21 protein-coding genes, 1 pseudogene and 1 riboswitch are annotated in these 22,402 nt (G+C 45.4%); of the genes and pseudogenes, 4 read left to right on the top strand and 18 right to left on the bottom strand.

Annotation, left to right across the window (positions count from 1 at the left end; translation table 11 throughout):
* Positions 1 to 11: 11 nt before the first annotated feature.
* From NSQ66_RS02710 to NSQ66_RS02690, 5 genes are all read right to left on the bottom strand, one after another.
* Positions 12 to 389 carry a hypothetical protein gene (locus NSQ66_RS02710; protein ID WP_038568565.1) on the bottom strand — a complete coding sequence of 126 codons (378 nt, stop codon included), beginning with the start codon at positions 387 to 389 and terminating at the stop codon, positions 12 to 14.
* A gap of 62 nt (positions 390 to 451) precedes the next feature.
* Positions 452 to 2,020, bottom strand: coding sequence for a phosphatidylserine/phosphatidylglycerophosphate/cardiolipin synthase family protein (locus tag NSQ66_RS02705; protein ID WP_076141856.1), 1,569 nt, complete (start codon positions 2,018 to 2,020; stop codon positions 452 to 454).
* A 175-nt stretch (positions 2,021 to 2,195) separates the two neighbouring features.
* Positions 2,196 to 2,489: a putative quinol monooxygenase gene (locus tag NSQ66_RS02700; protein WP_036676736.1), complete on the bottom strand. Its 294-nt coding sequence runs from the start codon at positions 2,487 to 2,489 to the stop codon at positions 2,196 to 2,198.
* A gap of 58 nt (positions 2,490 to 2,547) precedes the next feature.
* Positions 2,548 to 3,183: a nitroreductase family protein gene (locus NSQ66_RS02695; protein ID WP_076101373.1), complete on the bottom strand. Its 636-nt coding sequence runs from the start codon at positions 3,181 to 3,183 to the stop codon at positions 2,548 to 2,550.
* A gap of 35 nt (positions 3,184 to 3,218) precedes the next feature.
* Entirely contained in the window at positions 3,219 to 3,647 is a 429-nt protein-coding gene (locus tag NSQ66_RS02690) for a MarR family winged helix-turn-helix transcriptional regulator (protein WP_036676732.1), read from the bottom strand.
* 158 nt (positions 3,648 to 3,805) lie between these two features.
* On the opposite strand from NSQ66_RS02690, the gene NSQ66_RS02685 reads away from it, so the two are divergent.
* Complete coding sequence (locus NSQ66_RS02685; protein ID WP_036676852.1) at positions 3,806 to 4,591, top strand: carbon-nitrogen family hydrolase; 786 nt, start codon at positions 3,806 to 3,808, stop codon at positions 4,589 to 4,591.
* Between the two features lie 100 nt (positions 4,592 to 4,691).
* Here NSQ66_RS02685 and NSQ66_RS02680 read toward each other — a convergent pair whose 3' ends face one another.
* Positions 4,692 to 5,585, bottom strand: a complete 894-nt coding sequence (locus tag NSQ66_RS02680; protein WP_081382615.1) for a hypothetical protein — start codon at positions 5,583 to 5,585, stop codon at positions 4,692 to 4,694.
* Positions 5,586 to 5,824: 239 nt separating this feature from the next.
* Between NSQ66_RS02680 and NSQ66_RS02675 the strand changes: the two genes are divergently transcribed.
* Entirely contained in the window at positions 5,825 to 6,712 is an 888-nt protein-coding gene (locus NSQ66_RS02675; protein ID WP_036676731.1) for a CHAD domain-containing protein, read from the top strand.
* 28 nt (positions 6,713 to 6,740) lie between these two features.
* On the opposite strand, the gene NSQ66_RS02670 is transcribed toward NSQ66_RS02675, so the two are convergent.
* The 7 genes and pseudogenes from NSQ66_RS02670 to NSQ66_RS02640 all read right to left on the bottom strand — a co-directional run bounded on the left by NSQ66_RS02670 (position 6,741) and on the right by NSQ66_RS02640 (position 13,235).
* On the bottom strand, positions 6,741 to 7,952 hold the full coding sequence (locus NSQ66_RS02670; RefSeq protein ID WP_036676729.1) for a Ger(x)C family spore germination protein: 1,212 nt from the start codon (positions 7,950 to 7,952) through the stop codon (positions 6,741 to 6,743).
* Complete coding sequence (locus NSQ66_RS02665; protein ID WP_036676848.1) at positions 7,949 to 9,040, bottom strand: GerAB/ArcD/ProY family transporter; 1,092 nt, start codon at positions 9,038 to 9,040, stop codon at positions 7,949 to 7,951. Before NSQ66_RS02665 ends, NSQ66_RS02670 begins: the two co-directional genes overlap by 4 nt.
* Positions 9,041 to 9,067: 27 nt before the next feature.
* Positions 9,068 to 10,813, bottom strand: a pseudogene (locus NSQ66_RS02660) (spore germination protein).
* A gap of 111 nt (positions 10,814 to 10,924) precedes the next feature.
* Positions 10,925 to 11,251, bottom strand: a complete 327-nt coding sequence (locus NSQ66_RS02655; protein WP_036676728.1) for a thioredoxin domain-containing protein — start codon at positions 11,249 to 11,251, stop codon at positions 10,925 to 10,927.
* 38 nt (positions 11,252 to 11,289) lie between these two features.
* Complete coding sequence (locus tag NSQ66_RS02650) at positions 11,290 to 11,682, bottom strand: MerR family transcriptional regulator (RefSeq protein WP_036676727.1); 393 nt, start codon at positions 11,680 to 11,682, stop codon at positions 11,290 to 11,292.
* Positions 11,683 to 11,827: 145 nt separating this feature from the next.
* A complete protein-coding gene (locus tag NSQ66_RS02645; protein WP_076141855.1) occupies positions 11,828 to 12,463 on the bottom strand; it encodes a ThuA domain-containing protein in 636 nt (211 codons plus the stop codon).
* Between the two features lie 49 nt (positions 12,464 to 12,512).
* Positions 12,513 to 13,235 carry an SDR family NAD(P)-dependent oxidoreductase gene (locus tag NSQ66_RS02640; RefSeq protein WP_036676722.1) on the bottom strand — a complete coding sequence of 241 codons (723 nt, stop codon included), beginning with the start codon at positions 13,233 to 13,235 and terminating at the stop codon, positions 12,513 to 12,515.
* Between the two features lie 228 nt (positions 13,236 to 13,463).
* Between NSQ66_RS02640 and ytxJ the strand changes: the two genes are divergently transcribed.
* Together ytxJ and NSQ66_RS02630 are read left to right on the top strand one after the other, a co-directional pair.
* Positions 13,464 to 13,790: a bacillithiol system redox-active protein YtxJ gene (gene ytxJ / locus NSQ66_RS02635; protein ID WP_038568551.1), complete on the top strand. Its 327-nt coding sequence runs from the start codon at positions 13,464 to 13,466 to the stop codon at positions 13,788 to 13,790.
* Entirely contained in the window at positions 13,787 to 14,026 is a 240-nt protein-coding gene (locus NSQ66_RS02630; RefSeq protein WP_036676715.1) for a glutaredoxin family protein, read from the top strand. The genes ytxJ and NSQ66_RS02630 overlap by 4 nt, the downstream gene beginning before the upstream one ends.
* Before the next feature lie 100 nt (positions 14,027 to 14,126).
* Here NSQ66_RS02630 and NSQ66_RS02625 read toward each other — a convergent pair whose 3' ends face one another.
* The 5 genes from NSQ66_RS02625 to NSQ66_RS02605 all read right to left on the bottom strand — a co-directional run bounded on the left by NSQ66_RS02625 (position 14,127) and on the right by NSQ66_RS02605 (position 21,654).
* A complete protein-coding gene (locus tag NSQ66_RS02625) occupies positions 14,127 to 16,451 on the bottom strand; it encodes a histidine kinase (RefSeq protein ID WP_036676712.1) in 2,325 nt (774 codons plus the stop codon).
* 104 nt (positions 16,452 to 16,555) lie between these two features.
* Positions 16,556 to 17,164, bottom strand: coding sequence for a potassium-transporting ATPase subunit KdpC (gene kdpC / locus NSQ66_RS02620; protein ID WP_051490939.1), 609 nt, complete (start codon positions 17,162 to 17,164; stop codon positions 16,556 to 16,558).
* A 55-nt stretch (positions 17,165 to 17,219) separates the two neighbouring features.
* Positions 17,220 to 19,253, bottom strand: a complete 2,034-nt coding sequence (gene kdpB, locus NSQ66_RS02615) for a potassium-transporting ATPase subunit KdpB (RefSeq protein ID WP_076101365.1) — start codon at positions 19,251 to 19,253, stop codon at positions 17,220 to 17,222.
* Between the two features lie 16 nt (positions 19,254 to 19,269).
* Complete coding sequence (kdpA, locus tag NSQ66_RS02610; RefSeq protein WP_076141854.1) at positions 19,270 to 20,946, bottom strand: potassium-transporting ATPase subunit KdpA; 1,677 nt, start codon at positions 20,944 to 20,946, stop codon at positions 19,270 to 19,272.
* A 216-nt stretch (positions 20,947 to 21,162) separates the two neighbouring features.
* Positions 21,163 to 21,654 carry a hypothetical protein gene (locus NSQ66_RS02605; protein ID WP_306083442.1) on the bottom strand — a complete coding sequence of 164 codons (492 nt, stop codon included), beginning with the start codon at positions 21,652 to 21,654 and terminating at the stop codon, positions 21,163 to 21,165.
* Positions 21,655 to 21,831: 177 nt separating this feature from the next.
* A riboswitch (cyclic di-AMP (ydaO/yuaA leader) is annotated at positions 21,832 to 22,021 on the bottom strand.
* Positions 22,022 to 22,402 lie beyond the last annotated feature (381 nt).

The raw sequence follows: 22,402 nt of genomic DNA, 5'->3' as shown, positions 1-22,402 counted from the left end.
CCTAAGAAGCGTCAAATACTGAAGGGATAGATTCGCACATCACGGACCTGCAATTCTACGAACACACCCAGTGCCATAGGTTCACCGAGACACTCGAACATCACTAACCCTTCACCTATTCGTAAAAATCCTGTGCCATCTTCTTCAATATTCTCCAACACGCCCGTAAAAATAACCCTATCCTGTTCGAGCCTGATGTTGAACTCACCTGCAGGTACAGGATGGATATCCACCCACCTCATAAGCAGCTCCGAAAGCTCGAATTCCACATCCATTTCTACCCCTGGATTCACAGGAGCACCACACCAGATTCCCCGCCCCTCCCCAAATTCTGTGAGAAAGAATACCTCGTCCTTTTTCAAACCACTTTTTGTAATTTTGATTTGCATAGCCAATACTCCACCCTAATGATTTATAACGATCATTATATCATGAGAATTAGCCCCATTTATCAAGTATAATTCTGGGTTGCCTTATTCAGATAAGTACTAGGGTGTAACCAAGGATGCTTAAAGAACTCACTTTTACTGGTAATCTTCCGCGAGACACTCAGGTCATAATCGATCATAGACTTTATCTGCTCTGCAAAGGCCTCCCCTTTTACCAGCATTCCCAGCTCAAAATCGTGGCAGGCACTTCTTTCGTTGATATTATATGAACCATGAAAAACGGCTTGTGATCTATGATCATAGGTAATTTTCCAATGGGAAAATCGACCGGTGGCACTGTAGTCATAGAAGGAAACACCGTTAATAAACGGCATATACATATTGCCTCTTACCGCCGCGCGATTTGTAGGATGATCATTGACCTCCAGCGGGTTGCAAATGTTCAAATTACACGAGCATTCCGGACCAAGCAGCCCGAGCCGAGCCCAAAAATCCTGATCAATCAAATAAGGATTCACGATAATCGTCTCTTCAGCCGCGTAAGTAATTAAATCCAGATAATATTGTTGAATCAGGTTAACCGGGTTACCTGGAAAGCTTGCTAACAGCGTACATTCTTCCTCACCAAAATGATAATCCACATCAGGATAATAAAAGACATCATTCACATCAAAATGATCTCCGCCTAGAAGCAGCCAGCGAGAATAGAACATCGCATTCAAAGGCTGCGCTGCAGCGCCGCGAATCCGGAAGCAGCCATCATGCCACTCAGCCTCTTTACTAGGAATCCCCTGTGGATGTCCATCTATACTCATTGCAGAGGATGCCTGCACTGGGGTCTCATACGTATATTGGTCACCAATATTTACACTGCCTATAATCGAGGTTACCCCATCTATGACCATAAACTTCCGATGATCGATGACATTTAGTCCTGTGACCTCAACATCCTCTTGCACTTTATCCTGCAGAAACAGAATACTTTCCGGCACTCCCTCTTGCTCCAGCGCCTTTCGTTTCACCCGCCATTCCACGGCTGTATAATACGAATTGAAGGTATTCAGCAGCTTGGCGCCTGCATTCTCAAGCCGATCAGCAATCTTGGAGAACTGGCCGTACTCCAGATTATTTCCGTACCCCAATGCCGTCAATGTGTAATTGACCATAACCCTTACCTTAACGCCACGCTTAAGAGCATAAAATAGCTCATCTGCAACCAGATTGCCCGAACGATCATTAAAGAAAAGCATGACAGACAGGTGGATATAATGCTGCGCTTTTCTAATCTCCTCTAATATCATTCCTAGACACTCTGGACCATTCACGTAAGGTGTTACTTGATTATTCCAAGTAGTCTGTGGAGCCAGAACCTTTAGCTTGCCTGAGTCTAGTCTGCCCAATACTTCAGTAAGTTGTTCCAGTAAGCTTGGACTAAATCCAGGAAGCTGGAATAGCTGCTGACTTGTCGTAATGACCCCGCCAAGCGTCTGACGATAGGCTCTGGCAGCCTCTAGGTCTATCCCCTCAAGCTTACGCTCCACCTCTTCTCCTGCTACACCCATAATACGGGCAAGCGATCCGCCGGATAGATAATAATTCAAGAAATCAATCATATTTCTCTGTGTCTTCATATGTAAAGTCCCCCATCGTTTATATTGCATGCCTTTGAATCAAGGTAAGGATAGATACCCTAGATCTCCTTTTTATAAACGGGGTGAAATGCAAAACAGGGATGCCCCACAGCCTTTATGGCTATGGATCATCCCTGTTTAGGTTTAAACAGAATTCGCTAAGAATGGAGACAGCTTATTTTACCTGTTCTGCGCTAAATACTTTAACATCTAGAGGAGCAGCCAAGAATTCGCCAGCTTTAGCTGAGAAAGCAGTGAAATGAGCGCTCGTATTGTGGCTGGATACTGCTTCAGCATCACGCCATTGCTCAATCATAATAAATGAGTTGGCTTCTCCAGCATTCTCATATAGCTCATAAGAAAGGTTACCCTCTTCAGCATGAGTAGCAGCCAGTAATGCTTTAGACTCCGTCAAAAACTGTTCACGACGCTCTGGATTAACTTTAAGTACAGCATGAATAATGATCATTGTATATTCCTCCTAAGATTAGTGTTTATGGTAGCGCGTTGGCTTACTAACTTTATAATTATTTCCACTCAGCAACTTTATCGATAGGCAGACGAACAGATGGGTAACCTGCATCAACAGCTTTACCAATGGAGAGTAGCATTACAGGAACATAACGATCTTTTTCCATACCAAACGCTTCAGCGATTTGGTCTTTTTCAAATCCACCAATTGGGTTTGTATCGTAACCATGTGCACGAGCAACCAGCATCAGCTGCATAGCAACAAGTGCGCCATCGATAAGCACGGTGTCTCTGTTAATTTCCCGTGGCAGGTTAGCGAAATGAGCGGATAATCTGGTTAATTGATTTTCTTTTACTTCAGCAGGCATAAGTCCACGTTCAACAGCAGTACCGTAAATTTCTTCAGCATAATCGAAGTTGTTCAGATCACCAAAGATGGCAATCATAGCTGCAGAAGTCTCTACTTGTACGTTATTAAAACGAGCGAGAGGCGCTAAAGTAGCTTTAGCTTCGTCACTTTCAATGACCAGAAAACGCCAAGGCTGCATGTTCACTGAAGATGGAGCAAGTGTAGCTTCGGTAAGGATCTGTGTCATTTCTTCTTTGCTGATTTTAACGGATGGATCATATTTGCGGATAGAGCGGCGTCCTGTAATAATTTCTTGAAAATCATTTGTTTGTGTAGCGTTCATATGTGTAATTCTCCTTTGAGTGTGTGATTTGTAAGTTACAACAGAATGATATTAGATTGCAGACGATTAAGCATATCAATGAGCACTGCTCGCTCCTGATCGTTAAAACCTGTTAGCAAAGTAGCGATAAACCGCCTTTTCTCTTCGCTATATTTAACCATTCTTTCCCGACCTTGATCGGTTAATGAGACCAATGTGACCCTGTTATCGGCTGGGTTATTGCGGCGGGCGATCATGCCACTCTCTTCCAATCCCTTCAGATGACGTGTGACGGCTGCCCCATCAATCTCCATTTCCTTTTGCAGACTGATTTGGCTGACTTCGTCTACCCGAAACAGTTCGTGCAGGAGGCGAAGCCGTGTGGGACTAATCCCGGCACAACGTTCGAATTTTGGAGAGATTCCTTTGTTTAAAGCCTGCAGCAGTTCAAATATATGCTCTTCCTCAGGACAGTGCTCCGTCAAAATATGCCTCCTTTCTAAATTTAATTGCATGCAATTGTTTTGTACAAAATTATACTAACGCATAATCATTGACCCGTCAACTAATATATCAAATCATTTTTAAAAAATCAACATTGCTTATCCTTATCCGGTGCTATACGCTTGAACAAAAGAGGAGGATACCTATGAGAATATCCCTGATTCAGCTGGATATAGCATTTGGCAATCCCGCTATGAATTATGCTGCTGTTGCCCAGAAAATAAATGAAGCTGCTTCCGCAGCCCCTGATTGTCTGATTCTCCCTGAGCTATGGACCACTGGCTATGATCTGACTCGCTTAGAAGATATTGGCGATCTAGAAGGAGAAATTACCAAGGAATTCATCTCCAGCTTGGCTAAACAATACAGCATCAATATCATCGCCGGTTCAGTGGCTAGCCGTAATGATGCTGGGGTCACCAATCGTATGTATGTATTTAATCGATCAGGTGAGCTTGTTGGACAATACAGCAAGCTGCATTTGTTCCAGCTGATGGAGGAGCATTTGTATCTCCAACCGGGAGAAACTAAAGGACTCTTCACATTGGACGGCATCTTATGTGCAGGGCTAATCTGTTACGATATCCGTTTTCCGGAGTGGGTTCGCGCCCATACCGCACAAGGGGCGGAAATCCTGTTCGTCTGCGCTGAATGGCCACTGCCCAGGTTGTCCCACTGGCGGGCGCTGTTGATCAGCCGGGCCATCGAGAATCAATGTTATGTTGTAGCCTGCAACCGTGCAGGCAGCGATCCAGCCAATATCTTTGCTGGGCATTCTATGATTATTGATCCTTGGGGAGATATTGTGTGTGAAGCTTCTGAAGAGGAAGAAATTCTAACTGGAGATATCGATTTACATCAGGTGCGTGAGATTAGGAAACAAATTCCGATTTTTTCGGACAGACGTCCTGAGTTGTATAATTAAAAGAGCGTGATTGAATATTAAAAAAAGACGTTTCGTAGGCTGGCTCTAGCCAGCTTTCCATTACGTCCTTTTTTAACAGACTCCAACCCATGCTTAGCCCTCAGGAATACCGCTCGCGAAGCACCCGCGTTGCATCGAGTACACGTGGATCATCATAGTCCAAGCTGTATCCTGTCTCTTGCTGCAAAATGCCGGATGGTCTAAGAGACACTCCCCGGTGAATTAAAGCCTGAATAATTCCCTCCACAAACACTGTCGCCACTTCAGGTCCACCGAGTTCACCAAGTCCAGCAATCGTCTCTGGACGAACCCGTGGATAAGCTAATGAGGAGTCTCCTCCGGAGGCTTGCGCATAGAAATCGCGGATTTGTTCACCGCGTTCTTGTCCCGAGCCAGAAACTACAACAAATGCATGTACAAAATAAGCATTATTCTGCCTACGCTGAGCGATCCCACAAAACTTCCGACCATTAATGGCCAGATCGAAATCACCCGGGCAGTAAGAACCAACAATCTCACCAGCCTCAATTTGCGCCGCAGCCTGTGGATGACTTATAGCAACCGCTTCCGTGATCAAAGCAGCCAAGAGCTTAAAGTCATCATGAAAGTCCAGCTTTCCACGTCCTTTGGTCAGAACTAGAGAAACATTAACGATCCCTGAATCCAGAGGCACCGCAGCCCCGCCTGAATGCCTAACCGCCGTTCTAATCCCTTGCTCCTCAAGCATAAGCATCGCCTGAGCTGCACACGGTAGCTTACTGTCCCGAAGTCCAAGCGCCACACCACCAGAATGACTCCACAGATGTAAGCTAGGAGGTATAATGCCCGCTCCAACATCCCTGCATAAGGTTTCCTCAAAAGCGAATGGAACCAACATATCTTCTAGGCTCCCTGCTTCTGTATCTTTGCTCTCATCCTTTGCACTCAGATGTTGAAAGAGCCCCATTTCTGAAGGAAGTTTACTAATTATTGAATCATACTCACTAGTATCCACCAAAGCCCCTCTTTCCCGAATATGAGCCACGAGACCTGCTATTCTCTACCAGCTAAAGATCCAAGCCTATCCGTATAAATAATGATAGTAATATTGTAACCGATCTGTCTCTATGCTGTGAGTAGAGAATTGAAATGAGGTTATGATAACGCTATTCTTATAGTAAATGGACTTGCCCCAGAGCATAATAGGGGAAGCCCTAAATTCATGCTATCCCAAACGTTAAGGAGTGATGCTGCATGACAGGAGACAAGCTGACCAAAGAACGACAGCTAACCAAAACAAAGCAATGGGAACAAGCCCTTAACCACCTTTATATCAACTTTTGGGATTACAGCCATGACGCATTAAATAAATTCGCTGATGAAGATATCCACCAGGCAAGAGTGAACTGCCGTAAGCTGCTAAGTCTATTATCCATTCTTGATCCGCGGCACACTTCAGGCCTGTACCCTATTTTCAAAAAAGCGCAAAAGAGATTAGGTAAAGTGAGAGATGCAGATGTTCTAATAGAATCTTTTAAGAACAAGCGCAAGCAAGCGAAGGAGAACGGAGATTCTAAAACTGCAGACCTGTTAAAGGCAGTGATTGCTTACCAAAAGGACAAGCGCAAAACTTACCGCAAGAAGCTCACTAATGAGCTGCCTGAACTAATCAATGAAGGCCTCGAGGAAAAGTGGAAGACCTTCCTAAGCGAGCAGCTTGAAGCCCTAGTCGCAAAAAAGAATGTTAACGTTGTTATGCGTGAGCTTGAGATCGCTTATGAGCAGAAGAAAAAAACCTGTAAAGCTATTTTTCATGAAGACAATGCCGAATCTAAAGAAGCCTTCGACGCTTTGCACCAGCTAAGAATTGCCGCTAAGGAACTGCGCTATACCGCGAGTGCAGCCGATTTTGCGTTAAATCAGAAATTTCATGCGCATGAGGAGATCTATAAGGAGATTCAAGATCAACTTGGGCTGATTAACGACAAACGTCTGTGGCTAGAAACACTGAATGCTATTGGACGTGAAGAACTGGACATCGGTAAAAAAACATGGAATGCCTTCACATCTCAATTAAAGGATGAAGTGCTCGATGCACTGCATCAGAATGATGTCATTCCTATCCAGACACAAACGAAGTAGCTCCATACAACATTGCAAATAGCCCTTTCTATTCAGCCGATGTATCTGATGCACCATACTCTTCAATATTCAGTTTCACTTCATAGGTAATCGGAATCTCGCTAAAGGTTTCATCCCAGTTATCCTCTACGCTCCGCCATACGGCTGGATGTTGAATACGCAAAGCGTTGCCGAAACCTGCAACCTCTGTATGCAGCTCCTTCTGCATTTTTTTCACAGTGACCTGAAGCATGTCTACGACATGCTTCTCTAGCACTGCTTTATCCTCCTTTACAATGCCGTCATGTAACTTCTTCGCACTCTTAGCAAAAGCCTCACCATATCTCCCCGTAGATTCTATTTTCACATGAAAGGAGATCTTCCCATCCTTCACAATAGCCTTATACTTGCTACCCAGGGATTTGATTTCATAGGTAATGAGCTTATTGTTAGACGGGTCGTATGCTTTGAGAGCACCCCCCTCTCCCTTTCCAGTCAGCCAGACCATTCCTTCCAGCTCCGATGCATCAAAAAAACCAACGAGTTTTCCCGTTTTCCCTTTAATTACGCCTGCTCCATCCAGCTTTGTCTCCTTCTCTTTTTCTAAAGATATTACATTCTGCAACATGAAACTTCTTTTACCATGCAAAGGACCCGCTACTTTAGCTATTGAAACTGGCTCCCATATCCTCGTGCTCCGACTTCTATTCACAAAAATCCCCTCTAATACAAATGAAGGGGTTTGGCCCGGCAGCGCATTTTCCAATACATCTCTGGCTTTTCCCTTGCTGACATATAGTAGAACACTGGGACGAATATCGTTATCCCTGCTAAAGAAATCAATTAACTCAGAAAACTTAGTAGAGCGTGCAAGCTTCTCACCGATCACAATGACCTTAAGGTGATGTCCGATCGGAGTACGTCTAGTACGCAGTGAAAGTGCCCGTAATGCTTCAAACATCGAATCACTTACTTCACTCATGTTATAGTAATTTCTGGTTGAGGATGGGGAAGCCCCAGACTTCATACCTGACCCTCCTGAGCCTTGAGGAATCGTAAACTGATAGGTACTCATTATTTGGGCAGGCATGGGATTCCCCCCACCTCCTTGCTGAGTTGCCTCCTCATCCCCTGTCTCCTCCGCACTGTCCAGGGCAACACCAATCTCCATACTCAACTCCTCAACAGGTGTACTGCTCCAGCAACCGGTCAACAGAATACATAATATAAGAAATGTAATCGACACTCTCCACTTTTTCATGAAGCCGCCCTCCGGAAATGTGCGATGATTAACAGCGGCAATGGAATTAATCCAAATAAAACGATCATCCAATTCCCCACAACTGTCCCTAATGCAAACAGAGCATTCACATTTGGAGGCGTTCTGGAAACTACATAGGCTACTGGAAGTATAGCCAATAAGCAGCTATTAAATCGTTTATGAAATATTTGAGAAACTCCCAAAGCAGCAGCATAAATAGTGATGCAGAAGGTGCAGAAAATTTGCATAATCCAGATTACCAGCAGCAGCGATTCAAACCTCTCAAAAATAAGATAATTCACCTCAAAGCTTCTCACTAGATCAAGAAATGGCCAAGTTCTTGTGACCACTCCATCTATAGAAAACGCACCAATAGTCATTACAACGGCTAAAAGATAAAAGAACGTTGATATACATGATCCAGCAATAATTACCTTTACTGCTTTTTGTGGCTTATCCATAAAAGCAACAATGAACAGCATCGCTTCACCAGCAGTAAAAGTCAGAATGGTTGGCCTGATGCCCTTCCATACCGGTCCTAACCCATCTCCAAGAAAAGGCCGCAGATTATCGATATCAAAAACTTCAACACTAAGCAAACATACCCCAACAAAAACTGTCCATGCAATCGGAACAATCAACCTACACATGCTAGTTATGGCATTAAGCCCTCCTCTGCACAAATAGAAGGCTATCCAAATAAACACGGCAACAATAGCCCAAGGAGGGGTTCCCTCCAGCAGAAAAAAAGAGGTCACTTCCTGCACGGAACGTGCTTCAAAACTGGCTATGCACAGAAAATAAACAATCACTAATATAGAGAGAATCACTCCAAGTGGCTTGCCAATGATTTTCCCGCTAAATTGAAAGATGGTTTGACCTGGAAACCGTTGACTAAGCTTCACTATAATTAAACCTGTAAAAAAGGTAATCACTCCCCCTAAAAAAACGGAGATCCATACGTCTGGAGTCTCACTAGCCTCTACAATCGTCCGAGGAAGGGTAAGTATCCCTGCCGCAATAGTATAATTGGCTAATATGATCGTTGCTTGAACAGCAGTAATTCGGTCCTTAACCTCGGTACTCATAATTTCTTCCTCCTTTACCTAGACCCCTCACCCTTTGCGTCGGGGGTCCTTCGGCTTCAACAGCGTAGGGCGGCCTGTTAGAAATTGCAGTGGCATACGGAATATAAAATCTTTCCAATCCTTAATCTTATACGGTATGAACATGCCAAGATAGGGCATGCCAAAGCTTCTTAGCTTGATTAAATGGGCACTCAGGAAAAGGAAAAATAACACAACTCCATATAATCCAAAGACTGCTGCAGAAAACATAGCTACAAAACGGAGCGTGCGAAGTGTCATTCCAGCACTATACATAGGGATGGTGAAGGAAGAAATTGCTGTAACTGAAACAACGATGACTAGAATTGGACTCACAATTCCGGCTTCTACCGCGGCTTGACCGATGATTAGACCGCCAACAATCCCCATTGCAGGACCGATAGGTTTAGGCAGCCGGAGTCCAGCCTCCCGTAATATTTCGATGGAGGTCTCCATAATCAATGCTTCGATTAATACCGAAAAAGGTACACCTTGGCGGGAGCTGATGATTGAAATAGCCAACTTTGTCGGAATCAATCCTGGCTGAAAGGAGAGGAAGGAAATATATAGTGCCGGTGCAAACATTGATATCAATGCCGCGAGAAAACGCAGTAAGCGCACCAACGAACCCACCATCCACCGATCGTAATAATCCTCAGGTGATTGCAGCAGCATCCCGAAGGAAACTGGCATGATCAGGGCAAAGGGAGTGCCATCCAGTAAAATAGCTACTCTCCCTTCCAGTAGCGCTGCCATTACGCGGTCAGGTCTTTCCGTATTCTGAATCTGCTGGAATGGCGTGAAGCTATTATCTTCGATTAATTGCTCCACATAACCAGATTCTTGCACATCATCTATATCAATCGTCCTAATTCTTCGTTTGACTTCTTCGACAAGTTCATCATTCGCGATATCTTTGATATAAGTTAGAACCAAATCCTTCTTCATTCTCTTTCCTACAGTAAACGAAATCATCGCTAGCTCTGTGCTTTGCCCGTGCCTGCGCAGTAATGCTGTGTTGTCACTTAACGTCTCATTAGATCAGCTTCGTGATCCCCGCAAGACTGCCTCTGATTCAGGCTCCTCTATCCCTCTTGTGTTCCCCTTCGGGGTGCTGAGCACAATAGCCTCCGGTATCCCTTCCACTAGCAGCACTACAGAGCCGAACAACACCTTTTGAAGCGAGAGCTTCACATTATCCGTAAACTCAACTTCCGAAATAAGCACAATTTCATGAATGAGAATATCTTTTAGATCCTTTGCTTCCGGTATCGTATGGGGATCCTTAAAGACCTGATAAGCATCCATTAAAGGCTTCAGAATATTCCGATCCATTTTATCTTTATCCGTCAATCCATCTACAAATATAAGGGCCGCTTGCAGCTTTATACCTCCGATACGCAACTCCCGAAAACTCACATCATGCATATCTGTGCTCATCTCTTTAAATCGTTGCAAATCCTCCCGAAATTGACCGCTATAGCTTGCTCCTGTAGGACCTTCACTTAGATCAGCCGATCCATCTGGCTTAGCAACCTTTTTCGTGCCGCTAGTCCCTATAGATGTTTCTCCGTAAGGAACACCCCCGCCTATGCTGCCGGCAGCTTTTTTTGCTCTAGTACTTATCGTATCTTCCTTTGCCCTAGCCCAACTCGTCGTACGAATTAGAATAAACGGAACGAAAAAGATCATAAAACCTTGGAAAATTACGCTCCATTTAGGAATTAGCTCTAAAATACTACCCCACACCCTCATCACCTCCTTTATAGCTGTGTTCGTATTTTTTACCGAAGATGGTTAATTCATGCACAAAAAGAAGACCCCACAATATGGAGTCTCCCTAATTTCATCTTTATATTTATTGCCTTATGCTTGGAGAACCTTGTTCAGTATGCCTTGGTAGGCTGCTTTCGGACGCAGACCGACCAGCTTTTCTATAGGCTGTCCCTCTTTATATACAATGACAGTAGGCATCCCCATAACACCAGCTTCCCCAGCAAGATCCGGAAGTTCATCACAATTCACCTTTACAATAGAAACATCGTCTCCATATTCCTGGTGAAGATCTTCCAGAAGAGGCAACAGCACCTTACAAGGGGGGCACCATGGCGCACCATAATCCACCAGCACGGTTCCTCCACCACGTATTTCTGCCCGCACCCAATCCGCGCTATCGGCATTTATAATTGACATTTGCCATTCCTCCTCATATTTTCCAGCACCAGCAGTACCTATTCCAAGTTCTCCAGTGTACACGCGCCCAACTTGCTCTCATCCTGCTCCTGCAAGATAGATGCCATTCGTTCTTCCAAATTCCTCTTGATCTGATTTAGCTCTACAAGCTGACGTTCAATATCCTCCAGTTTACTGCGGTATAGTGGCATCACTTCTGCGCAGAAGGCTTCTTTGTTCTTCAACACACAATGTAGAAAGCCCGCGATCTGCTCTGTCGACAGACCCAGGTTCAAATATAGTTTAATCGTTTCTACCGTCTCTACAGCAAGTAAAGAGTACTCCCGATATCCGTTGGCCTGACGGATCGGCGAGATTAATCCCTGACTCTCATAGTAACGAAGTGAACGGACGCTTACGCCCGTCAGTTTAGCAAGCTCACCTATTTTCATAGCATTCTCCCCGGGGTTCATGAGAATTGTTCTACACCAGTATAAACCCTGACACCAATGTTAGAGTCAACAAAAAAAATCCAACCGCAGTTAACCCGCAGTTGGACTCGTGTTTTATGTTACAACAGGTATATCCGCTTATATCCTACAATAATCCCGCCGCCCAAAGTCCACCTCTACGAATCATCTGGCGAAAAGGCTCTACGGAAAATGACGGAAAATGATGTCCAGGCATTAAATAAACAACCCGGCCTAGACCAAACTCATGGCACCAAGCCGCCTGCCTCATTGCCCCATCATGAGGATATTCCATAAGCACAGTTGTTTCGAAATAGGGATGCTGCTCAAAATAATAAGGCTCATCATCGATCACAAATTCTTCTATTCCCTGCATAATGGGATGCTCCCCTGCCGGTATGGACATCTGGAGCGAAGTGAATTCTGGATGATGAGTGAAATGAGCTCCCAGCATGGCGCCTAGCTCCTGATTACGCTGTAAGGAGATTCCGTTATGTACCACTAGTAATCCGCCACCATTAGCCACATAGGAGAGCAATGCGCTGCTTTGTTCCGCCGGTATTTTATCATCGGAGAATTCGGTATAGGAGATCACCAGCTTGTAGTCAGATAATGTTTCTTTATTAAGCAGCCCGTAATCCTCCGAGGAGAATACCTGCAGGTCATTGGCAAATATCTGCTCAATCTCCCGGTCTACTCCCGCAAATGGGTGATATTTAACCTCCGAATAACTTCCGAGTGCCAGTGCTTTTAGTATAGACATCCTATCATCGCCTTTCTTCGTGTACTTTTTTTGATTACGGGAAACCCCTCTACCAAGGCCATGTATTGCCATCCACATCAAGATAGGCCGGCTCATCCCCTAGATATTTTTTATACTCCATAACCTGACTTATAATCTGATCTGCGGACACATCAGGTGAAATATCCGCTTGCTCATTTTTTTCGCCATGCATATAAGTCTTCATCCAGCCGGGGTGAAACACCATCACTTGACCCCCAAGCGTCTTTAGATGATTGTGCATCAGGGAGGACTGCATATTCAGTGCCGCTTTAGACATGCAGTAGCCGTACATATTAATACGCTTATTTCTGCCAATGCTGCCCGCTTCCGAAGAAATATTAACAATTAATTTATCCTTACTTTGCAATAATAGGCCCATAAGTGCATTGCTGACTCTCAACGCGCCTAGCGTATTCACATTATAAATCTCTGCCATGCCTTCATCATCCATATCCACCAGCATCGTAGCATCATCTGCGGAATGAATAATTCCGGCATTATTAATAAGAATATCAACATGCCCAGTTCTGCTGGCGATAGCCCTTGCTGCCTGCTTTACACTATCCTTACTACCAATATCGAGTGGAATAAGTTCCAGCTGTTCCGGATACTCTTCTTGAAGCGCTTTCAATTCATCTGCGTCTCTCATGTATTGTCCAGCAAATACTGAGAACTGTTTCTCTAAAAGAGAGTGTACAAGAGACAATCCAAGACCCCGATCAGCTCCAGTCACGCATGCGACTCTGTTCATTCTTATCAACGCTCCTACCTAGTAAGGATTATTGAAGCAAGTTGTCTTGCTTTCACCTTAGCATGCCGTCCCCTTTTTTTCAACGCGCTAAAATGAGGGTTTGGTCATCCTTGGATTAGCTGCTCCAGAATCCTTTTTGTTTTAAATTTAATATATGTTACAATCATGATTACAGGTTGTTAACAACACAATGGTTAGTAAAATAACGATCCCAGGAGGGTGATATCTATGTCTATTCAACAACTTCATACATTGGAAGATCTTAAGCAGTATGTGGCTAAACCTGGCAAAAAACTGCTGTTCAAACACAGCACTACCTGCCCGATTAGCGCCAAAGCTAATGAAGAATTCCAGGCTTATCTAAAGGATGCGGATACTGCAGCAGCAGTAGTTCTAGTCATCGAGGATCGTCCAGTTTCCAATCAAATTGCCGAGGATTTCGGGATTAAGCATGAATCTCCACAGCTCTTCCTGCTTGAGGATAATGAGGTTCGCTGGAACACTTCCCACTGGAAGATCACAAGAGATGCTATCAAAGAGGCTGTGAACCAATGAGCCAGCAAGTGATTGTTTATTCAACAGCAGGCTGCAGCGATTGTAATCTGGTCAAACAATATCTTACGGAGCAAGGTATCCCTTTTGAAGTAAGAGATGTTATGACTAGCACAGTCTATCAAGAGGAAGTCGAAAAGCTTGGTTTCATGGGTGTTCCTGTTACTGTAGCAGGGGATCATGCCACCAAAGGATTCAATCTTCCCGAGCTGAAAGCACTCATCGAAGCGGCCCAGTAATTCATCCGGTTAATTATTTAGCACTTGATATATGCATACCAAAAAAGGGTATTCCAACAGCCACTTGGCTAGGAATCCCCTTTTTTCATTGTTCTAAAGCTTAAGGTTCCTCACGCATAAGATTTGCCACGACCAGTACATCTACATTTCTGGCCGAACGCAGAATCTGCTTAGTGACATCCCCACGCAGCCATTTACGTACCCAGGAGCGTTGAGATTGGCCGATAATAATCTGTGTGCTCTGTAAGGCTTGAGACCTTTCAAGCAGCAAGGAAGACACTCGTGCCGGGAGCACGTTAGGAATCATCTTAAACGTTCCACCCAGTCGTTCCGTCAATTCTTTCAAATCATTAATTCGTTTATCGTAAGAAGGCCCGCTCTGCTTATATTCCTGTACGTACGTAACATACCAGCAAGCTTTTAGACGATAGGCAATCCGAAAACCTCGCCGAATCAGACGTTCCGCATGATCTCCTAAGGTGATGCACACATAGATCACTTCCTGCCGCCGCCAAGGTCCCCGCAGCGACCCGACACGTTCCCAGGCCTCCAGACGTTCATCCACATCATCAGCAATTTCCCGCAGCGCCAGTTCACGGAGGGCGATTAGATTGCCGATTTTGAAAAAAGCCCCCAGCGCCTGATCCACTTTGGTCATCGCATATATTTTCCCATCCTTCATCCGCTCTTGCAGTGTTTTAGGAGATACATCGATAAGTTCAACCTCGTCGGCCCGTTGCAGAATGCTGTCTGGGAAAGTCTCTCTAACTCTAACTCCGGTAATTTGTTCTACAGCATCATTCAAGCTTTCTAAGTGCTGAACATTCACTGTGGAGATTACAGAGATCCCTGCATCCAATAGCTCCATAACATCCATATACCGCTTCTTATGTTTGCTGCCCGGCATATTGGTATGTGCCAGTTCATCTACCAGTACGACCTCCGGATTACGCTTAATGATAGCTGCCGTATCCATTTCCTCAAGGACAGTCCCCCGATAGTCAATACTCAGTCGCGGAAGGATCTCCAGATCACCGATCTGTTCAAGGGTTTCTTTACGTCCATGCGTTTCTAGTAGTCCAATAACAACATCGATCCCTCTCTTTAGGAGATCATTTCCTTCTCGCAGCATCTTATAAGTCTTGCCCACTCCGGGAGCAGCACCAATGTACACTTTAAATGTGCCCCCACGAATGGCATCGATTTTATCCTTTACTTCCTGACTGCTTAATCTGTGATAGGCATCGGCTTTCCGCTCATTTCGGCTCTGCCGGGTAGGAAGAACGCGTTCTCCCTCACGCTCAGCACGATCAGCCACGAAAAACACATCTACTCCGCGGATTTGCTTTAACAATGAGTTAGCAATCGAACCCTTCCACAGCTCCTGCCACGCCGTTTGCTTGGAGTGTCCCATAACGATACGGGTAATATTATGCTGGATGGCGTATTTCACTAGTAGTCCTGGAATCTCCCTCTTCGAGCGAAAAGAAATCTCCTCCATCGAGGCCCCAATCTTCTCAGTCAGCTTCCATAGGGATCGCTTGAAGGTTGCTGCTTCCTTAGAGGGCGTCAGGCCCTGCTTCCAGAAGGATACCACCGCCAGATCTCCGTTTAACCGTTTAGCGATTTGCTGTCCACGGCGGATATGAATCGAGCCATTCCAATAATACTGTGCGGACACCAACACTTTTTCGGCAATCCCCGAAGCTCCCAGCAACCCTTGCTCCTCCCGATGCTTCTCCAGCGAACCATTAACATCCTCCGCTACCATTCTCAGCGCCAGCTCCCGCAGCTTGCTTAGATTCCCTTTGTTAAAAAGCGATGTCCGCTGCTTCTTGCCCAAATGTCCTTCGGACAAACGTTGAAGTATCTTTTCCGGAGTCACATCAATTAGAACGATATCATCTGCAAGGGTGAGCACTTCCGCAGGCAAGGAATACTCCACCTCAATCCCCGTCCACTTTCGCGCTAGATCTGCTGCGCCCTCCAGCTCGTATACGTTTACAGTTGTGATGACACTAATTCCACAACCCAATAAATATTTGATATCCTCCAGCCTAGTTGATCTCTCCGCACCCTCGCGATTATGATGAGCCAATCCATCGGTCAGTACAACCTCTGGATTACGCGCCACAATGGCCTCCACGTCCAGATCCTTCTTCTCGATCTCCTTCTGAAACCAATGAATACTTGGAATCCGTTCCAAGTCACCCAGCTGATCCCTTGTTTCTGGACTCTGGTTGGTTGAAACCGCACAGATTACAACATCGATGCCCTGTGCTTTCAGCGCCTGCCCCTCACGCAGCATCTGATAGGTCTTGCCTGATCCACTGACCGGGCCTATATAGATCTTCAGGCGTCCACGATGCAGCTCATAGATAGAGAGCAGCAGTTCCTCCGGCGTCTTCCTCCGATATGTTCCCATCAAGACCACTCCTTAATAACCCGTTCATCCATTCACTCTTCTATGCCAGAAAGCAAGATATCCCTGACCCAGTTTGAACAATCGGGCAGGGATATTAGCTATATTTATTTGTTCGTTAATTTCTGGAGCTCCATGTTCAGCTTCAGAACATTTACCCGTTCTTCACCAAACAGCCCTAGATCACGACCTTCGGTCTGCTTATTCACTAGCTCTTCCAGCTGCGTGGCTGGAATCCCGGTCAAATTACTGATCCGGGGAATCTGCACAATTGCCGATGCAGGAGTGATATGCGGATCAAGACCTGAACCTGAGTTGGTTACTAAATCAACCGGCAGCTTGTTTACAGGCACATCCGGATTATCCAGCTGCCACTGTGTGATGGAATCCTTCGTCCGCTGCAGCATATCGGGGTTGGATGGGCCATAGTTGTTGGAGCCTGAAGCTTCCGCTTTATAATCAATGCTGGATACACGGCCATGGAATAATGCCGGGTCCGTAAAGCTCTGCCCGATGAGTTCTGAACCCACTACTACTCCAGCGTCATTCTTCAGCTGACTGCCGTTCGCTTGCGATGGCATCAGAACTTGAGCAATCGCTGTAGTAGTCAGAGGATAAATCACTCCACAGAGAACAACAAACACTAGACATAGCCGTAATATAATAAAGAAATTAGCACCCTTCGATGATGACAACTGTTCTTCAGCGTCCGCAATCGATTTTCTGTTATTCACGATGCTCTCACCCTTTCAATGATTAGTTAATCCGTTGTTATATCCATACACTTACGAGCAAATCAATAAGTTTGATGCCCGCAAAAGGAACGACTACTCCACCTAAACCATAGATAAAAATATTACGTCCCAGCAGCTTCGTAGAACTCATCGCTTTATACGAGACACCTTTCATAGCCAATGGGATCAGCAGCGGAATAATAATCGCATTAAATATTAATGCAGATATAATTGCCGAGCTAGGTGAACCCAATCCCATGACATTCAGAGCTTCCATTTCAGGAATGGCGAGCATGAACATTGCCGGAATAATTGCGAAATATTTAGCGATATCATTCGCAATACTGAACGTTGTCAACGCGCCCCGCGTCATCAGTAGCTGTTTACCAATAGCTACAACCTCAATGATCTTCGAGGGATCGGAGTCCAGATCAACCATGTTTGCTGCTTCCTTAGCGGCTGTAGTCCCGCTGTTCATCGCTAAGCCCACATCAGCTTGGGCAAGGGCAGGTGCGTCATTCGTACCATCACCAGTCATTGCCACCAGCTTGCCTTCGTTCTGCTCGCGGCGGATAACCGCTATTTTATCCTCAGGTGTACTCTCTGCAATAAAATCATCTACCCCTGCTTCACGGGCAATAGTAGCTGCGGTCAGCGGATTGTCCCCTGTACACATGATAGTCTTGATTCCCATTTTTCGCAGCTCATCGAACCGCTCTTTCATGCCTGGCTTAACTGTATCCTTTAAGTAAATAAGTCCATAAATCCGGTTGTCTACCGCAACAGCAAGCGGGGTCCCCCCCATCCGGGCGATAGCATCGGAATTACTGTCGAGGTTCGCGGGAATGACTCCGCCCTTCGACTGTACCCATTTCTTCACGGAATCGACTGCCCCTTTACGAACAGATCGTCCATCCCGCAGATCTATACCACTCATCCGGGTCTCAGCCTTAAACTCCACGAGCTCTCCGCCTTCAGCAAGTTTGCTGTCATAGCTGCGTTCCAGCTTCTTAGCCAGCTCAATAACAGAACGTCCTTCCGGAGTCTCATCCTTTAGCGAACTAATAGCTGCCCAAGCCGTAAGCTCAGCTTCCGTTTCATCTCCAACTGGCACAAAATCACTCGCCATCCGGTTTCCGAAAGTAATCGTACCGGTCTTATCTAGAATCATTGTATTAATGTCGCCGGCAGCTTCAACGGCCTTCCCTGACATAGCAAGGACATTAAACTGTGTGACGCGGTCCATCCCTGCTATCCCGATAGCGGAGAGCAGTCCCCCGATTGTGGTCGGGATCAGACAGACCAGCAAGGCGATCATAACAGGAATATCTAGATCAACGCCCAGATAAGTCGCAATTGGCCGCAAGGTCACTACTACAATCAGGAAAATCAACGTCAGACTGATCAAGAGTGTATTTAGTGCAATTTCATTGGGTGTCTTCTGACGTTTCGCCCCTTCAACGAGGGAGATCATCCGATCCAAGAATGACTCACCGGGATCACTGGTAATTTTGACTTTAATCTCATCACTAACTACCCGGGTGCCGCCTGTGACTGAGCCGAAATCTCCGCCGGCTTCCTTAATAACAGGTGCAGATTCACCTGTAATTGCCGATTCATCTACGGAGGCCAGCCCTTCAATCACTTCACCATCGCCAGGGATAAGTTCTCCCTGACTGACGATCACGATATCTCCTTTCCGCAGCTCGGAGGAAGAAACGGTCTTCACAGACCCTCCAACGAGCTTATTAGCTGTGATATCCTGTTTCGTTTTCTTAAGCGAATCCGCCTGGGCCTTCCCGCGGCCTTCAGCCAGCGCTTCAGCGAAGTTGGCAAACAGCACTGTGAATAACAGAATGAACAACACCGTGATATTGAAGCCTACCGATTTCTCTGCATTAAAATATCCGGGGGCCAGTACCATAAGCAATACAATAATCGTGCCGATTTCGACTACGAACATGACCGGATTTTTGATTAACGTCACCGGGTTAAGCTTAATAAAGCTATCCTTTACAGCGCTTAGGAGTATGGGTCCCGTCAGCAGCTTTTTTCTTTTTACAGTACTCATCTTGTTCTCCCTCTTCCTACCGTAAGGTCAAATATTCTGCAATCGGGCCGAGCACAATGACCGGCAGAAACGTCAGCGCACCGATAATCACTACCGTACCAATCAGAATTCCGGTGAACAGACCATTGTCTGTGCGGAATGTGCCAATCGTCTCAGGAACCGGCTTCTTCTGGATCAGTGAACCTGCAACTGCCAGCATTGCGATTATAGAGACATAACGGCCAAGCAGCATTACGATCCCGGTTGTAACATTCCAAAAGGTGGTATTGTCCGCAAGCCCTTCAAATCCTGAACCATTGTTCGCGGCAGAAGAGACATATTCATATAACACTTGGCTAAGTCCATGGAATCCGGGATTCGTGATGGAACCGTTGCCCAAGTCCGTTAAGAACGCACCTGCTGTTGGTACAAGGATAATGAACGGATGCACAAGGATAGCAATCGCAATCAGCTTCATCTCCTTGGCTTCTATCTTTCGCCCGAGAAACTCTGGTGTTCTGCCAACCATTAGTCCACATAAGAAGACGCCCATGATGGCATACATCAGCATATTGATTAGTCCTACACCTTTTCCCCCGAAGACGTTATTGAGCATCATTAGGGCCAGAGGGGTAATGCCACCCAGCGGTGTCAGCGTATCATGCATATTGTTAACACTACCTGTCGTAGCTGCCGTTGTTACCGAAGTGAACAGAGAAGATTGCGGGATCCCAAAACGTACCTCTTTACCTTCCATGCTGCCTTGCGAAGACTCGATCCCCAGCGCATTAATAGCGGGATTCCCTTTAGTTTCCGCATAATAATTCAGCCCCAGCAGCAGAACGAACAAGGTCATCATTGCTGTGAAAATCACCCAGCCCTGACGTTTGTTCTTAGCGAACAACCCGTACATATATGGCAAAGAGGCTGGCAACATCCACATAGAGAGAATCTCCAGAACGTTCGTAAGTGGATTAGGGTTCTCAAAAGGATGCGCTGAATTGGCTCCGAAGAAGCCGCCACCATTCGTACCTAAGTGTTTAATTGACTCCAAAGAAGCGACTGGACCGATAGCGATTTGTTGCGTCTGCCCTTCGAGTGTAGTGACCTCAAGCGATGGCTTGAGCGTTTGTGGCACATGCAATCCTACCAGCACCAATGAAACTAGCAGAGCTAATGGAATGAATACACGAATATGTGCTTTTACGAAGTCCTCAAAAAAATTTCCGACTGATTTCTGTCCTGTAATCCCTCTGACAAAAGCAACCGCAACAGAAAATCCGCTCGCTGCAGACGTGAACATCATCATCGTGATGACTGCCATTTGTGAAAAATACGATAGTCCCGTCTCCCCGCTATAATGCTGCAGGTTCGTATTGGTCATAAAGCTGATCACCGTATTAAATGAAAGCGTCTGTTCCATATCGGCAATTCCATTCGGGTTCAGCGGCAATCCCCGCTGTAATCTTAGAAAAATATAACTGAAAGCAACCAGTACGATATTAGTTAAAACAAAGCTGAGTGCATACTTCTTCCAGGACATTCCGTCCCGTTTTTTCAGGCCGATCAGCTTATAAATACCTTTCTCTGTGCCTGCAAACCAGCGATCCGTACGATTCGGTTCGTTAGAAAATACATGATATAAATACGTCCCCATCGGCTTGACCAACAAGATGAGAATTACAATTACGACGACTATTTGCAAAATGCCCATGAATGCCCCTCCTTAAAATTTCTCAGGATGAATCAACGCGTAAACCAGATATATAAACAACAGTAGGGTAACAGCGATTACTAGAATCACAGCTTATCCCTCCCCGTATCCTCAACTACACCTGCGCACCAGCGCATAAAGCCATAAAATAACCCGTAAATTACAGCTAACGAAGCCACCATATACAGATCCATCATATCTTCCGCACTCCTTCCATTATCCTTGATGAGGTGATCTATCGATTAGAAAATCAGCATCACCACTATGGGAATAGATTACATAGCTCGCACCAAGTCTTTTATAGACCAATCTAGGATTTATAGAACTTGTAATCACAAAAATTGGCTGTGTCGTCCAGGTACGGCACATCTGAATATAGCGGCAGCAAAGCGGAAAGCTGCTCTCAAACAGATATACCCTGCCTACCGGGAACGATGGGCGAAACCAAGTGCTCTGATGGCGGGTATCCACTAGAATAACCTGCTCGATTCCGAGCTCCTCTAGTAAAGCTTTCTCAGCCAGATTGTTGGTTAATCCCGCCATCTTAATACCCCTGAACTTCAGAAGTTTAATGAAATGTTCTCCCGCCTTTGTAGGCGCACATACAAGCACATATTCATTCTGATCCGTCATCTCTTTTTTCTCCTCCTGCTCATTTACAACAAGGAGGCAACGAAAATCTCCGAAAGGATGTTGACCTATCGTCATTTTCGGGCACAACCTAAAGCTCGGTTGTGTCACGTCATTAGACGCTGCCTTACAAATACCGCTAATGATGAATTTAGCGACCTCTTGGGGGAGGCCTCCATAAATGCTTTGCTTCTAAGAGCACAGCAAAAAGCCACAAAGGATCTCCTCTGTGGCTCGCTAGCGGTCACATTGCACTCATCCTCTCTCCATACGCTTACGAGGTTAGCTGTCGGATTCGGGCGGTGAGAGTCGCCCTACCTGTATAGATGCGAGCTCACTCGCACCCTCTACAGGATTCACCCCATAATCAGCTTCCGACTCTCACATCGGCTGCCGATTGTTGGTTCCCCCGCTTTCCTTATCGGAAATTAAGCGGATCAAATATTCGATTGTCGTTGAAACAGGAGTAATCATACTCTTATGCACGAAGACTTGTAAAACCTGAATGATGCCAAAATAATGCAAATTAAAAACTATTTTCCCATTAGATAGCGCTTACTTGATATCTAATCTCTCTATATCTCTTGTTTACTCGAGTTTCGAGCGTTTAATCGCTATCTATAACCCATGTGATTTTATTCACCTTTTTAGAGCGAAAATACTGCAAATTCCCTTTATAGGTAGAAACGCAAGAAGCTGAGGTTGAGCGAGAAAGAGGCGCGATAACACGCCATAAATACCTATTTACCTCGTTTTTCAGTCGTAGTCGGCAGGATATGGTTAAAATCGCTCTAAAAGAACATTTTCCGTTTTTTACAGAAAATCT

Source organism: Paenibacillus sp. FSL H3-0329 (assembly GCF_037963285.1).
Classification (GTDB): Bacteria; Bacillota; Bacilli; order Paenibacillales; family Paenibacillaceae; genus Paenibacillus_AQ; species Paenibacillus_AQ odorifer.
The sequence above is the reverse complement of the archived record's forward strand: the minus strand, read 5'-3'. Positions and strand labels throughout refer to the sequence as shown.

Bases quoted from the DNA above. Each gene is read 5' to 3' on its own strand.
- NSQ66_RS02705 (WP_076141856.1), bottom strand. From the start codon at position 2,020: ATGAAGACACAGAGAAATATGATTGATTTCTTGAATTATTATCTATCC.
- NSQ66_RS02645 (WP_076141855.1), bottom strand. From the start codon at position 12,463: ATGTCTATACTAAAAGCACTGGCACTCGGAAGTTATTCGGAGGTTAAA.
- NSQ66_RS02670 (WP_036676729.1), bottom strand. From the start codon at position 7,952: ATGAAAAAGTGGAGAGTGTCGATTACATTTCTTATATTATGTATTCTG.
- ytxJ (WP_038568551.1), top strand. From the start codon at position 13,464: ATGTCTATTCAACAACTTCATACATTGGAAGATCTTAAGCAGTATGTG.
- kdpA (WP_076141854.1), bottom strand. From the start codon at position 20,946: ATGGGCATTTTGCAAATAGTCGTCGTAATTGTAATTCTCATCTTGTTG.
- NSQ66_RS02675 (WP_036676731.1), top strand. From the start codon at position 5,825: ATGACAGGAGACAAGCTGACCAAAGAACGACAGCTAACCAAAACAAAG.
- NSQ66_RS02650 (WP_036676727.1), bottom strand. From the start codon at position 11,682: ATGAAAATAGGTGAGCTTGCTAAACTGACGGGCGTAAGCGTCCGTTCA.
- kdpB (WP_076101365.1), bottom strand. From the start codon at position 19,253: ATGAGTACTGTAAAAAGAAAAAAGCTGCTGACGGGACCCATACTCCTA.
- NSQ66_RS02640 (WP_036676722.1), bottom strand. From the start codon at position 13,235: ATGAACAGAGTCGCATGCGTGACTGGAGCTGATCGGGGTCTTGGATTG.
- NSQ66_RS02655 (WP_036676728.1), bottom strand. From the start codon at position 11,251: ATGTCAATTATAAATGCCGATAGCGCGGATTGGGTGCGGGCAGAAATA.
- NSQ66_RS02700 (WP_036676736.1), bottom strand. From the start codon at position 2,489: ATGATCATTATTCATGCTGTACTTAAAGTTAATCCAGAGCGTCGTGAA.
- NSQ66_RS02630 (WP_036676715.1), top strand. From the start codon at position 13,787: ATGAGCCAGCAAGTGATTGTTTATTCAACAGCAGGCTGCAGCGATTGT.
- NSQ66_RS02665 (WP_036676848.1), bottom strand. From the start codon at position 9,040: ATGAGTACCGAGGTTAAGGACCGAATTACTGCTGTTCAAGCAACGATC.
- NSQ66_RS02605 (WP_306083442.1), bottom strand. From the start codon at position 21,654: ATGACGATAGGTCAACATCCTTTCGGAGATTTTCGTTGCCTCCTTGTT.
- NSQ66_RS02695 (WP_076101373.1), bottom strand. From the start codon at position 3,183: ATGAACGCTACACAAACAAATGATTTTCAAGAAATTATTACAGGACGC.
- NSQ66_RS02710 (WP_038568565.1), bottom strand. From the start codon at position 389: ATGCAAATCAAAATTACAAAAAGTGGTTTGAAAAAGGACGAGGTATTC.
- NSQ66_RS02625 (WP_036676712.1), bottom strand. From the start codon at position 16,451: ATGGGAACATATCGGAGGAAGACGCCGGAGGAACTGCTGCTCTCTATC.